Annotated in this window: 16 protein-coding genes, 1 tRNA gene and 1 pseudogene; 13 read left to right on the plus strand and 5 right to left on the minus strand. The window is 67.5% G+C overall.

Annotation, left to right across the window (positions count from 1 at the left end; translation table 11 throughout):
* Positions 1 to 20: 20 nt before the first annotated feature.
* From AB1I47_RS05420 to AB1I47_RS05465, 10 genes are all read left to right on the plus strand, one after another.
* Positions 21 to 347 (plus strand): c-type cytochrome, encoded by a 327-nt coding sequence (locus AB1I47_RS05420; protein ID WP_354682746.1) that lies wholly within the window; start codon positions 21 to 23, stop codon positions 345 to 347.
* Between the two features lie 191 nt (positions 348 to 538).
* Positions 539 to 994, plus strand: coding sequence for a thiosulfate oxidation carrier protein SoxY (soxY, locus tag AB1I47_RS05425; protein WP_354682747.1), 456 nt, complete (start codon positions 539 to 541; stop codon positions 992 to 994).
* Between the two features lie 58 nt (positions 995 to 1,052).
* Complete coding sequence (soxZ, locus tag AB1I47_RS05430) at positions 1,053 to 1,364, plus strand: thiosulfate oxidation carrier complex protein SoxZ (protein ID WP_354682748.1); 312 nt, start codon at positions 1,053 to 1,055, stop codon at positions 1,362 to 1,364.
* A gap of 82 nt (positions 1,365 to 1,446) precedes the next feature.
* Positions 1,447 to 1,902: a DsrE family protein gene (locus AB1I47_RS05435; RefSeq protein WP_354682749.1), complete on the plus strand. Its 456-nt coding sequence runs from the start codon at positions 1,447 to 1,449 to the stop codon at positions 1,900 to 1,902.
* Between the two features lie 71 nt (positions 1,903 to 1,973).
* Positions 1,974 to 2,813 (plus strand): sulfur oxidation c-type cytochrome SoxA, encoded by an 840-nt coding sequence (soxA, locus tag AB1I47_RS05440; protein WP_354682750.1) that lies wholly within the window; start codon positions 1,974 to 1,976, stop codon positions 2,811 to 2,813.
* 19 nt (positions 2,814 to 2,832) lie between these two features.
* Positions 2,833 to 3,498, plus strand: a complete 666-nt coding sequence (gene soxX, locus AB1I47_RS05445; RefSeq protein WP_354682751.1) for a sulfur oxidation c-type cytochrome SoxX — start codon at positions 2,833 to 2,835, stop codon at positions 3,496 to 3,498.
* Positions 3,499 to 3,503: 5 nt separating this feature from the next.
* On the plus strand, positions 3,504 to 3,998 hold the full coding sequence (locus AB1I47_RS05450; RefSeq protein WP_354682752.1) for a TlpA disulfide reductase family protein: 495 nt from the start codon (positions 3,504 to 3,506) through the stop codon (positions 3,996 to 3,998).
* Positions 3,999 to 4,056: 58 nt separating this feature from the next.
* On the plus strand, positions 4,057 to 5,778 hold the full coding sequence (gene soxB / locus AB1I47_RS05455) for a thiosulfohydrolase SoxB (RefSeq protein WP_354682753.1): 1,722 nt from the start codon (positions 4,057 to 4,059) through the stop codon (positions 5,776 to 5,778).
* Positions 5,779 to 5,852: 74 nt separating this feature from the next.
* A tRNA-Ala gene (locus AB1I47_RS05460) sits at positions 5,853 to 5,928 on the plus strand.
* Positions 5,929 to 6,009: 81 nt separating this feature from the next.
* Complete coding sequence (locus AB1I47_RS05465) at positions 6,010 to 6,207, plus strand: type II toxin-antitoxin system ParD family antitoxin (protein WP_354682754.1); 198 nt, start codon at positions 6,010 to 6,012, stop codon at positions 6,205 to 6,207.
* 70 nt (positions 6,208 to 6,277) lie between these two features.
* Here the strand turns inward: AB1I47_RS05465 and AB1I47_RS05470 are convergent, their stop codons facing one another.
* Positions 6,278 to 6,490 (minus strand): hypothetical protein, encoded by a 213-nt coding sequence (locus tag AB1I47_RS05470; protein ID WP_354682755.1) that lies wholly within the window; start codon positions 6,488 to 6,490, stop codon positions 6,278 to 6,280.
* Positions 6,491 to 6,692: 202 nt separating this feature from the next.
* Between AB1I47_RS05470 and AB1I47_RS05475 the strand changes: the two genes are divergently transcribed.
* On the plus strand, positions 6,693 to 7,628 hold the full coding sequence (locus tag AB1I47_RS05475; protein ID WP_354682756.1) for a cation diffusion facilitator family transporter: 936 nt from the start codon (positions 6,693 to 6,695) through the stop codon (positions 7,626 to 7,628).
* A gap of 415 nt (positions 7,629 to 8,043) precedes the next feature.
* Here AB1I47_RS05475 and AB1I47_RS05480 read toward each other — a convergent pair whose 3' ends face one another.
* Entirely contained in the window at positions 8,044 to 8,670 is a 627-nt protein-coding gene (locus AB1I47_RS05480; RefSeq protein WP_354682757.1) for a DNA-3-methyladenine glycosylase I, read from the minus strand.
* A 105-nt stretch (positions 8,671 to 8,775) separates the two neighbouring features.
* On the opposite strand from AB1I47_RS05480, the gene AB1I47_RS05485 reads away from it, so the two are divergent.
* Positions 8,776 to 9,132: a DUF2314 domain-containing protein gene (locus AB1I47_RS05485; RefSeq protein ID WP_354682758.1), complete on the plus strand. Its 357-nt coding sequence runs from the start codon at positions 8,776 to 8,778 to the stop codon at positions 9,130 to 9,132.
* A gap of 27 nt (positions 9,133 to 9,159) precedes the next feature.
* Here the strand turns inward: AB1I47_RS05485 and AB1I47_RS05490 are convergent.
* Positions 9,160 to 9,683: pseudogene (locus tag AB1I47_RS05490) on the minus strand (hypothetical protein); the annotation flags it as partial.
* Between the two features lie 64 nt (positions 9,684 to 9,747).
* Positions 9,748 to 10,077: a hypothetical protein gene (locus AB1I47_RS05495; protein WP_354682759.1), complete on the minus strand. Its 330-nt coding sequence runs from the start codon at positions 10,075 to 10,077 to the stop codon at positions 9,748 to 9,750.
* Between the two features lie 290 nt (positions 10,078 to 10,367).
* Between AB1I47_RS05495 and AB1I47_RS05500 the strand changes: the two genes are divergently transcribed.
* On the plus strand, positions 10,368 to 11,258 hold the full coding sequence (locus AB1I47_RS05500; protein WP_354682760.1) for a DODA-type extradiol aromatic ring-opening family dioxygenase: 891 nt from the start codon (positions 10,368 to 10,370) through the stop codon (positions 11,256 to 11,258).
* 49 nt (positions 11,259 to 11,307) lie between these two features.
* Here AB1I47_RS05500 and AB1I47_RS05505 read toward each other — a convergent pair whose 3' ends face one another.
* Entirely contained in the window at positions 11,308 to 12,432 is a 1,125-nt protein-coding gene (locus AB1I47_RS05505; RefSeq protein ID WP_407935798.1) for an MFS transporter, read from the minus strand.
* Positions 12,433 to 12,475 lie beyond the last annotated feature (43 nt).

Genomic DNA, 12,475 nt, shown 5'->3' on the forward strand with positions numbered 1-12,475 from the left:
AGAGCTTGGAGAGCTTAACAATGAAGCAGTTTGTCATCGCAGCGCTGATGCTCGGCGTCGCCGCATCGGCCCACGCGGTCGATGCCGCCAAGGCACAGGAGATCGCCAACAAGAACGCCTGCATGGGTTGCCACCAGGTCGACAAGAAGCTGGTCGGTCCTTCCTACAAGGAAGTGGCCACCAAGTACAAGGGCGACAAGAATGCCCTGGCGACCCTGTCCAAGAAGGTCAAGAACGGTGGCTCGGGCGTCTGGGGTCCGGTGCCGATGCCGGCTAACGCCGCCATCAGCGACGGCGACCTCAAGACGGTGGTCGAGTGGGTGCTGGCAGGCGCCCCCGCCAAGTAAGCGTTACCGCCATGGCGGGCAGTCCGCCGATGCAGCAGGCGGGACGGTGAAAGCCGCACCGGCCTGAACAGATCCAGCGGCCGGCTATGTACCGGCCGCATGAAATACCACAAAGCAATACCTCAGGCATTAGTACCACGAATACCGAAGCGGTCAGGAGCCGACTGGAACGCAGTAGCCGGGAGCAAGCAATGAATACAAAACGACGAGAAGTGCTGCGGGTCACCGCTGTCCTGTCGCTGATGGCCGCCACCGGCCTGATCAGCGAAGCGCAGGCGGCCGAATGGAACAAGAACGCCTTTGACGGCAAGAGCGTTGCCGACGTGATCAAGGCGCTCGGCGGCAGCGGCACCGAGAAAAGCACCGCCATCACGTTCACCGCCCCCGATATCGCCGAGAACGGCGCCGTGGTGCCGCTTGCCGTGACCAGCACCATCCCCGACACCGAGCAGATCGCGATCCTGGTCGAGAAGAATCCCAACACGCTGGCCGCCGACTTCGTCATCCCCGCCGGCACCGAGCCGTTCGTCTCCACGCGCGTGAAGATGGGCCAGACCTCGGTGGTGTACGCCGCGGTCAAGGCCGGCGGCAAGTGGTACGTGGCATCGAAGGAAATCAAGGTCACGCTGGGCGGCTGCGGCGGCTGAGGCCACGCCCGCCATCGCCCGATCGAGATTTCCCGCCAAACTGCAACAGGAGAAACACATGGCAGACCCGATGCGCGTACGCGCCACCGAAAACGGCGGCGTGGTAGACGTCAAGATCCTGATGAAACACGACATGGAAACCGGCCAGCGCAAGGACGCGTCCGGCAAGGTCGTGCCGGCCTGGCATATCCAGACCGTGACCGCCCAGTGCAAGGGCAAGGAAGTGTTCCGCGCCCAGTTCGGGCCGGCGGTGTCCAAGGACCCGTTCCTGAACTTCAAGTTCAAGGGCGGCGCCAAGGGCGACAAGGTCGCGGTGACCTGGATCGACAATCGCGGCGACAAGCGCACCGACGAAGCGACCATCGCCTGAGCGCCGCCCGCCGGGCAGCGCGCGCCGTCCTCTGCTAAGGTTCGGGACGGATGCCGGGGCGGGCCCGGCCGGAAGGAACACTATGCGGCGAGCATTTATTCGAGCATCGGCGGCACTGGCCGCCATCGGCCTGTCGGCACAAGCCGCGGCCCAGTCGGCACCGGCGAGTGCCGGCAAGGGCGGGCGCGTGAAAGTGGTGTACCAGCTCTCGGAAGGCGTCGACCAGGCGGTGCGCGCGATGGGCAACCTGCGCAACCACCTGAACGGTGCGCCGGGAACGAAGATCGTAGTGGTCGCGTTCGGCTACGGCGTCGATTTCCTGGTGGAAGGCGCCAAGGATGCGCGCGGCAATACCTTTGACGGACCGGTGGGCGCGCTGGCCTCGGCCGGCGTGGAGTTCCGCGTGTGCCGCAATACGCTGACCGCACGCAAGATCGCAGAATCGAGCCTGTTGATGGAAGCCAGGGTGGTACAGGCCGGCGTGGTGGAAATCGCCCGCCTGCAGGCCGAGGAAGGCTACGCGTATATCAAGCCCTGAGCCGGGCGGCGCAGCTTCCGGACACAAATAAGAACGGCCCGCCACGGTGCGAGGCCGCGAGGAGAAGCCCCATGAACACCATCCGAAGCCTGGGCCGGCGCGTCGCGCTGGCCGCGGCTGCCACGGCCGCGCTGGCCGGCGCAGTGGTTGGTTCGTCCGCCGTGCATGCGCAGGGCAGCACTGCCGACGAAATCGCCAAGTACCGGCAGATGCTGGCCGAAGGCAATCCCGCCGAGCTGTGGGAAGCCGCCGGCGAAGAGCTGTGGAAAAAGCCCGTCGGCCCGAAGAACGTCTCGCTCGAGCAATGCGACCTGGGCAAGGGCCCGGGCGTGACCAAGGGCGCCTACGCCGAGCTGCCGCGCTACTTCAAGGACGCCAACAAGGTGATGGACCTGGAGCAGCGGCTGGCCTTCTGCCGCATGACGCTGCAGGGCCTGAGCAAGGAAGAGGCGATGAAGAACCCGTTCTCGGCCTCGGGCAAGCCGTCCGAGATCGAACGGCTGGTGGCCTACCTGACCGGCGAGTCGCGCGGCGTGAAGATGAACGTGCAGCTCAACCATCCGGAAGAGAAGCGCACCTACGCGCTTGGCCAGAAGATGTTCTTCTACCGCGGCGGTGCCTATGACTTTGCCTGCGCCACCTGCCACGCGGTGGATGGCCAGCGCATCCGCCTGCAGGACCTGCCCAACCTGCTGACCGACAAGGGCGCGCAGGCGGCCTACACCACGTGGCCCGCCTACCGCGTGTCGCAGGGCGAGGTCCGCTCGATGCAGCATCGCCTCTACGACTGCCTGCGCCAGCAGCGCTTTCCCGAACCCGCCTATGGCTCGGACGTGATCACCGCGCTGACCATGTTCCTGGCGAAGAACGCCAACGGCGGGACCTACGACGGCCCGGCGATGAAGCGCTGACCGGTACGGGAGAGACAATATGCAACGACAGAACCAGGCACTGGCCATCGCGGCCCTGGCCACCGTGCTGGCAACGGGCGCCTACGCGCAGGACACAAGCACCAAGGGGCGACCGGCCAAGGGCAAGCCCGCCGCCGTCAGCAACGCCGACATGAAGCACCTGATCGAGGACTCGTTCTCGTCCCGGGGACCGGTCACGGTCGAAGGCGTGCTCAACCAGGACGGCATGCAGCAGGCGTGCAGCCAGTACCCGGACCGCACCAAGGTACCGGAGAAGCTAGCCAGGAAGATCGAGGCGGCCGAGCTCAAGCAGGTGAAATACCCGGCCGACAGCAACTGGCTGGGCGACTGGAAAGAAGGCGAGAAGATCGCGCAGAACGGCCGCGGCATGCAGTTCACCGACCAGGTGGGCGGCACCAACGGCGGCAACTGCTATGCCTGCCACCAGATGACCAAGGCCGAGATCTCGTTCGGCAATATCGGCCCGTCGCTGTACCAGTACGGCAAGCTGCGCGGCAACTCGCAGGAAGTCATCAAGTACACCTGGGGCAAGATCTGGGACTCCAGCGCCTACGCGGCCTGCTCCAACATGCCGCGCTTCGGCCACAAGGGCATTCTGACCGAGGCCCAGATCCGCGACGTGATGGCGCTGCTGCTCGATCCGGCCTCGCCGGTCAACCAGTAAGCCCAATGCGCGCGCCCGCCATGGTGCTGCGCTGGCTGATGGCCTTCACCCTGGCCACTGCCGCGGGCGGCGCGGCCGCGCTGGAAGTGGGCGACACCGTGCGCCTGCCCGATATGCAGACGCTGGACGGCCGCACGCTGAGCGCCGCGGCGCTGGCCGGCAAGCCGGTGGTGGTCGAATACTGGGCCACCTGGTGCCCGTTCTGCGCCATGCAGAACCCGCGCCTGCAGAAGCTTTACGAGCGCACGCGCGGCACGCCGCTGCAGGTGCTGGCGATCAGCATCGACAAGGATGCGCGCGAAGCCGCCGGCTACATGAAGAAGCGCGGCTACACCTTCCCGGCGACGATGGACTCCGCCGCGCTGCAGGCTGTGTTCGGCAAGCGCAAGGGCCTGCCGGAGCTGTACGTGATCGACGCCCGCGGCCGCGTGGTGCAGAAGGAGGTGGGCGAGATGCTCGAAGACGAAGTGGCGGCGCTGGAGCGGTACGCCAGGCCGTAGCAACGCGATGCCGGACGCCCGCCACGGCTGACCGGCACGCCATATCACAGGAAGAGACATGAACCGACGCGAGTTCCTGCAGGTGCTGGCCATCGCCGGCGCCGGCGGCATGACGTTCCCTCATGAAGATGCGCAAGCCGCGCAGGCGGCCGAATCGATGTACGACCTGCCGCGCTTCGGCAACGTCCACCTGCTGCACTTCACCGACTGCCATGCGCAACTGCGGCCGGTGCATTTCCGCGAGCCCAACGTCAACCTGGGCATCGGCGACTATGCCGGCAAGCCGCCGCACCTGGTGGGCGATGCGCTGCTGCGCCACTATGGCATCCGCCCGGGCACGCCGCAGGCGCATGCGTTCACCTATCTCGATTTCAACGAGGCCGCGCGGCGCTATGGCAAGGTCGGCGGGTTTGCGCACCTGGCCACGCTGGTCAGGCGCCTGAAGGCCGGCCGCCCCGGCGCGCTGCTGCTCGACGGGGGCGACACCTGGCAGGGCTCAGCCACCGCGCTGTGGACCAAGGGGCAGGACATGGTCGATGCGGCGCTGGCCCTGGGCGTGGACGTGATGACGCCGCATTGGGAAATGACCCTCGGTGCGGACCGCGTCAGGGAGATTGTCGACATGGATTTCAAGGGCAAGGTCGCGTTCCTCGCGCAGAACGTCAAGACCAACGATTTCGGCGACCCGGTGTTCGACCCCTACGTGACCCGCGCGATCAACGGCGTACCGGTCGCCATCATCGGCCAGGCCTTTCCGTACACGCCGATCGCCAACCCGCGCTACTTCGTGCCGGACTGGACCTTCGGCATCCAGGAAGAGAACCTGCAGAAGGTCATCGACGAGGCCCGCGGCAAGGGCGCGCAGGCGGTGGTGCTGTTGTCGCACAACGGCATGGACGTCGACCTGAAGCTGGCCTCGCGCGTGCGCGGGCTCGACGCCATCCTGGGCGGCCACACCCATGACGGCGTGCCGGCGCCGGTGCCGGTGAAGAACGCCGGCGGCACCACGCTGGTGACCAATGCCGGCTCCAACGGCAAGTTCCTGGGCGTGCTGGACTTCGATGTAAAGGGCGGCAAGGTCGCGGACTTTCGCTACCGGCTGCTGCCGGTGTTCGCCAACTACCTGCCCGCCGACCCCGCCATGGAGGCGCTGATCCACAAGGTGCGCGCGCCCTACGAACAGAAGCTGGGCGAGGTGCTGGCCGTCAACCGCGGCCTGCTCTACCGCCGCGGCAACTTCAACGGCACCTTCGACCAACTGATCCTGGACGGCCTGATGCAGGTGCAAGGCGCACAGATCGCGTTTTCGCCTGGCTTCCGCTGGGGCACCACACTGCTGCCGGGCCAGGCCATCACGATGGAACACCTGATGGACCAGACCGCGATCACCTACCCGCACACCACGGTGACGCAGATGCGCGGCGAGACCATCAAGACCATCCTGGAAGACGTGGCAGACAACCTGTTCAATCCCGACCCGTACTACCAGCAGGGCGGCGACATGGTGCGCGTGGGCGGACTGCAGTACACCATCGATCCCAACGCCGGCATGGGCAAGCGCATCACCGACATGCGCCTGGCCGGCAGGCCGCTGGAAGCCGGCAAGACCTACAAGGTGGCCGGCTGGGCGCCGGTAGCCGAGGAAGCCCGCGAGGCCGGCGGTGCGCCGATCTGGGATGTGATGGCGCAATGGCTGCGCAGCACGAAAGAGGTCAGCGCCCGGCCACTGAACCTGCCGCGCGTGCGCGGCATGGACGGCAATCCCGGCATTGCCGCCTGATGTTGCGCAGCGTCCTCATGCGCGGGCGCGAAGGATTGAAGGCAGACGGCGAAGTCGTTACAATCGTCCGCTACGGGCCGATAGCTCAGCTGGGAGAGCGCTGCGTTCGCAATGCAGAGGTCGGGAGTTCGATCCTCCTTCGGTCCACCAGATATAAGGGCTCGGGTAACTCCGAGCCCTTTTTCCTTTCTGACAGCGGCTATATTGCCCGGCGAGTGTCAAGGAACTTTCGTGGACGAACAGGACCGCCGGCGCGATCAAGCTTCCGACCGTACCCAAATGACCACCCGCGCTCTGGACCGACTGCAACTGCGCGAGTTGCTACTGGCCGGGGCAAGGTCTGCACCGACGTCCCCTCTCCATCCTTCCAGCTTTGAAGAATTGCTCGCCCTGGTTCGCGAGGCAATCGCCGCTCGCTCGAAGGACTGAGCCTGCGGGCTTATCAGGTCGTCCAGAGAAAGCCGTGAACGTTCTCGAGACTCTGTGGCAGTGCGCCTGCTCAGGCCACCCGCGTCGGCCGTCTGGCCTTCATCGCCGAAGGCCGTACCTGTTGCAGCGCCCGCAGCGACTGCAGTGCGTCTTCCACCGCCTCAATCCCGTCGCGCAGGCGCGCGGTGGCATAGCCAAGCCGGCTTTGCGCATCGGCGTCGGGCGTGGAAAGGTGTTCGAGTGCGTCGACTTCCGCCTGCATCTGTCCGACCAGGCGGCGCAATTGGGATGTGCTGTGCGAGGCTAGTGAACGAATCGCCATCGTGGGGGCCCTCCTTGCAGTGACCGGGTGTGCCCGTCCTGTCTACGGTAAAGGCGTCGCGCGATCTTCGCCAGCGCTGTTACGAAATCTCCACGATGTGACGCGCAAGGCCACATCCCGCCGCTTGGGCTATAGTCGCGCGATGGAATCGGAATCCACGCAGATGCGGCCCGAACTACCCGATAACGACGCCGGGAGCCCGGCTGACGCCCAGGCGCGCCACCGCGCCGGCCGGCGCAGCACGCTGGTCAGCGTGGCCGTCAATATCGGCCTGACCGTGGCCCAGGGTGTGGCCGGCGTCATTTCCGGCTCGCAGGCGCTGCTTGCCGATGCGGCGCATTCCCTGTCGGATCTGCTGTCCGACTTCGTGGTGCTGCTGGCCGCCTGGCAGAGCCGCAAGGATCCGGATGCCGGTCACCAGTACGGCCACCTGCGCTTCGAGACCGCGGCATCGCTGGCGCTTGGCGCGCTGCTGCTGGCGGTGGGGGCGGGCATGTTGTGGGCGGCGGTTGGCAAGCTGCAGCATTCCGCCGTCGCGCAGCCGGTGCAACCGATAGCGCTGTGGGTGGCGCTGGCCGCGCTGGTGTCCAAGGAACTGCTGTTCCGCTACCTGCTGGCGGTGGCGCGGCGCGTGCGTTCAGGGATGCTGGTGGCCAATGCCTGGCATGCGCGCTCGGACGCGGCGTCGTCGCTGGTGGTGGCGCTGGGCATCGGCGGCAACCTGCTGGGCTACCACCTGCTCGATCCGGTGGCGGCCATCGTGGTGGGGCTGATGGTGGCGCGCATGGGGCTGCGCTTTGGCTGGGACGCGCTCAACGACCTGATGGACCGCGCCGCCGACGAAGAAACAGTCGAAGCGATCCGCCGCACCCTGCTCGCCACGCCCGGCGTGCAGGGCCTGCACGACCTGCGCACGCGCAAGATGGGCGACCAGGTGCTGGTCGATGTCCACCTTGAAATCGACGCCACGCTGACCGTGGCGCAAGGCCATGCGATCGCCGTCGAAGCCCGGCGCCGCACACTGGAGCACCATCACGTGCTCAATGTGATGACCCACGTCGACCCGGTATACGTCACCGACTCAACCGCCACCGCCTGAGGTCGGGCTGTGGACATCTCCGCCCGCCGCTGGGGATAACTGTCCGGACAAGCTGTGCCCTGCCTGGGGGCGCGCTGTGGGACGTATACGTACAACTTCACCGTCGGCACGCGTCACGTATACGTCACCCTGGACCTGTCCCATCGAATCAGGGTTATCCCGGGGTGGTTATCTTTGCCGCAAGCTCTTGAGCCGAAAGGGAAAAGGTGACTTATCCACGGCCCGTGGTCCGGTTTATCTACTACTACTATGTTTACATACGTAAACAATATAAAAGAGATAACCAGGACCGTTGCGCTGAGTGCGGCGGTGCAAGGCCTGTGCGAGTGCCTCCATCCTCCTCACAACGTATACGCGGACGCCCGAAGCGACCGTGCGGCAGCGCACGTATACGCCGCCGCCGGGTTAACAATCCTTAGCGCGGCACCTTGAACACTTGCCTGGCCCGCAGCACTTCGGCACCCGTGGTGCAACCCTCCTGGTGGTCATTGACCAGCCCCATCGCCTGCATCAGCGCATACATGGTGGTAGGGCCGACAAAGCGCCAGCCACGCTTCTTCAGATCCTTCGACAGCGCCACCGACTCGGGGGAGGTCGCCATGGTGCGCAACACCTCGGGCGTCAGCACTTTGGGCCGGCTGGCCGGATCGGGCTCGAAGCGCCAGAAATAGGCGGCCAGCGACGATTCCGTTTCCAGCAGCTCGCGCGCCCGCCGGGCGTTGTTGATGGCGGCCTCGATCTTGCCGCGATGGCGCACGATGCCGGCGTCGGCCAGCAGCCGCTGGATTTCGCGCTCGCCAAAGCGGGCCACCTTGTCGATCTCGAAATTGGCGAAGGCCTTGCGGAATGCCTCGCGCTTGCGCAGGATGGTCAGCCAGCTCAGTCCGGCCTGGAAACCCTCCAGGCACAGCTTCTCGAACAGCCGGCGGTCGTCCGCGACCGGGAAGCCCCACTCGTTGTCGTGGTAGTGGCAATAGTCTTCCAGTGTGCCGCACCAGCCACAGCGCACCGGCGCGGCCGGCGCTTCCTTCTTGCTCGTCATGCGTGCTATTTCCCTGTTGTAAGTTCCAGGCGCCGGCCAGCATCTCGCCGGCCGGCGCGTTTGCTGCGATCATGCCCGCACCTGAGATATTGCGGAAGGCTGAAAATGGACATGCGATTGACAACCCTGGACGAAGACGGATGGGAACTCGACGACGCCGAGCCCATCGCCGCCGCCCACCCCGACACCTTCTGGATGCCGTCCCGCGAGGAGCGTGATGCGCTGGTTCCGGGCCAGCAGGTCAAGCTGATCTTCCGCATCCTGGTCGCGGACGAATCCGGCAACGAGGAAGTCCACGTCGAGCGGATGTGGGTGAACGTCACCGGGCGCGAGGGCAGCCTCTATACGGGCGAGCTCGACAACCAGCCCTACTGCACCGACGAGATGAACCCCGGCATGCCGCTGTGCTTCGAGGCGCGGCATGTGATCAACATCTTCCGGGAAGGCGAGGACGAGTCGTAGCCGGTCCGATTCGCCAGCCCGCGCCGCTCAGAAACTGGCCGCCAGCCCCAGCGACACCCCGACACGTTGTTGCCGAACACATAGCGCAGCACCGCCCGCACCCGGGTAACAAAGACTTCATGCGCGCTGGTATCCAGCTCCAGCCCGGTGCCGACAGTCGTCAGGGAATTGAAGCCAAGGATGCCGGCCTCGCTGCCCAGATAGCGCGAGGGCGACAGTTCCAGCACATAGCGCACCGGCCGGTCCAGCGCATGCAGGCCGGTCGGCGCCCGCCAGCGCGCCCCCAGGTTGGCGGTCTGGGCCGAGGCCGTGCCGGTCACCGCGCTGGTGGTGCCGCCGAAGCTCTGCAAGTGGATATTGGTGTAGCGCAGTTCGATGTCGATCTCGTACTTCTCGCGGTAGTGCTCCCAGTCGAGCATCACCGAGCCGCCCAGCCCGTAGGCATTGAGGCTGCCGCCGTCGAGGAAGTCGAGCTGGCGGTCGGTCACCTGCCCGAGCACGAACTTGCCGACCGACAGGTCGCTCGAGACATTGCCCAGCGACGCGTTGAAGCCCTCAGGTGAAAGTTTTCAGATCGGCGTGCTTTGGATTTATATCGGATCGATCCGATGCGGCTCAGGCGGCCGGAGGTTGCCCGGATGCCTGGCACCGGGCCGCTTCGGGCGGCAGGGCGGGGTTCGAGGTCTGCACGGGTGGCGGGCGCCGGCGAGTTATCCACAGCAGCAGGGCACTCGCACCCCAGCCGGTCACGAACACGGTATCGCCGGCATGGTTGAGCCAGCCCGCGGCCTGCGCGCTGCCGCTCAGCGCCACCAGCAAGGCGCCCGGCAGGCGCGCCACGATCCACAGCGCGACGGCAGGCACGCTGCCGTAGACACCCGGCTGCCACCAGTGGGAAAGGTAGGGAACGTGCCGCCCGGGGCGGCGCAGGATGCGCGGTACCACCGAAGTCTCCGGACCACGCGGCGCGCGGGGGCACGCCGTGGGCGCAATGCGTTGCGGGCTGGCGCGGCCCGCAAGCCGGCTCCCGTCTGCATCATAGGCCGACTGGCCCTGGCGTGTCCTTGGGGTCGCACCGGGGTGTGTGCGGCATCCCACGGTGGGCGGCGCCGCGGCCACGCCGGGGTTGCGCCTTCAACTTTTTTGCATGAGGTATCCGCAAATGGCCGCCGTCCCGCACGGCGATCTTTGCCAAACTCGATGGCATGCCTAAACCGTCTGAAGTGGTGACTGCCATGCTTCCCGCACTCTATATCTCCCACGGCTCGCCGATGCTTGCGATCGATCCCGGCCCCACCGGTGCCGCCTTCGAAGCGCTTGGCGAGCGGCTGCGCGCGCAGCGCCCGCGCGCGGTGCTGGTGGTCTCGGCGCACTGGATCTACAGCACGCTGGCGGTGACCAGCCGCGAGCGGCAGGAGGCCTGGCACGATTTCGGCGGCTTCCCGCGCGAGCTGTACGCGCTGCGCTACGACGCGCCGGGCTCGCCAGCGCTGGCCGCGCGGGTCAAGGCGCTGGTGGAGGCAGCCGCCATCCCCGGCGCCGGGTTTGTCGGCCAGGACGAAGAGCGCCCGCTGGACCACGGCGCCTGGATGCCGATGCGGCATTTCTTCCCGGACGCCGACGTGCCGGTGGTGCAGCTCGCGCTGAACCCGTACCTGTCGTCCGCCACGCAGATCGCGATCGGCCGCGCGCTGGCGCCGCTGCGCGACGAGGGCGTGCTGGTGCTGGCCTCCGGCAGCTTCACGCACAACCTGCAGGAAGTGTTCGGCGGCGGCACCCGGCGCGAGCAGCATGGACCGCAGGCCGAGCCGTATGTCGAGGCCTTCCGCGGCTGGATGACCGCGGCGCTGGACGAAGCGCTCGCCACCGGCGACACCCGCCGCATTGCCGACTACCGTGAGCAGGCGCCGTATGCGCGCCGCGCGCACCCGACCGACGAGCACCTGCTGCCGTTCTATGTGGCGCTCGGCGCGGCGCTGGGGCCGCGGACCGCAGCGACGGGTACGTCGGCTGCGGCGAGCGTGGCCCGGGTGGCCGATGAAGTGACCTACGGCGTGCTGGCCATGGACAGCTTCGTGTTCGAAGGAATGGGGGCGGGCGCCGCGCCGATGAAGGCGGCCGCCTGAGCGACTACCGCCCGGCTGAATCGGGCGGATTGGGCGCCGCGTGCGCCCCCTACCCGCCATCGCGCGGCGGCAGATAGCGCCGCGCCGAGCGGGCGCCCGCCAGCGCGATCCAGCCCATGGTTACCGCCACCACCGCCAGCCCGACGCGCAGGTTGACCAGGTGCGCCACGCCGCCAATCAGCACCGGGCCCAGCAGCAGCCCGATGTAGGCAAAGCGCGCCACGCGCGAGATGGCCTCGGCCGGCGCCACGCCCGGCAGCCGCGACGCGGCGACGAAGAAGATCGGCACCATATTGGCGGCGCCCAGCCCCATCAGCGTAAAGCCCGCCAGCGCCGCCACCGGCAGCGGCACCAGCAGCGCCAGCGCGATGCCGGCAAAGCCGAGCCAGGCGCTGCCGGTCAGCGTGGTGCCATCACCCAGCCGCGCGCGCAGGCGGTCGCCGCCGAAGCGCCCGCACGCCATGCCGCCCGAGAACGCGGCGTAGCCCAGGCTGATCCAGCCGTCGGGTGCCTGCGTCACGTCGCGCATATAGACGCTGGTCCAGTCATACATCGCGCCTTCGCCGATCAGGCCGAGGAAGGCCAGCAGCCCCAGCAGCCACAGCGCGCGCACCGCATGGTCGCGATGGTGGCTTGCCGACGGCAGCACCGGGTGGTCGGGCAGCAGCCCCGGGAAAGTGCCCACCGCCACCAGCGCGGTCACGCCCGCCATCATCGCCGCATGCGCCAGCGGCGCCACGCCCAGCGACAGCATCAGCCCGCCGAACGCCGCGCCGGCCATGCCGCCGAGGCTGAACATGCCATGCAGCGCCGACATCACCGGCCGCGTGCGGCTGGCCTCGACCGTGGCGGCTTGCGCGTTCATGCCGACATCGAAGGCCGCATTAACCATGCCGAACGCCACCAACGCGGGCAGCAGCAGCCAGAACGACGGCATCGCCAGGATCGCGACCGTGGCCAGCGCGAACAGCAGCCCGCCTGCCATCGACGCGCGCCCGCTGCCGGCGCGCGCGACCCAGCGCCCGACCATCCCCATCGCCAGGATGGCGCCGCCGGCCACCGCCAGCATGGCCAGCGACAGCAGCGCGTCGGACAGGCCGAAGCGGGCCTTGATGGTGGGGATATGCACGCCCCAGGTGGCGAAGGTGGCGCCGTTGACGAAGAACAGCGCCATGGTGCCGCGCGTGGCGCGCGCGACGGCGCCCGGCGGGGACAGG

Origin of the sequence: Cupriavidus necator, from assembly GCF_040578825.1 — a bacterium.
GTDB classification, from domain to species: Bacteria; Pseudomonadota; Gammaproteobacteria; order Burkholderiales; family Burkholderiaceae; genus Cupriavidus; species Cupriavidus necator_E.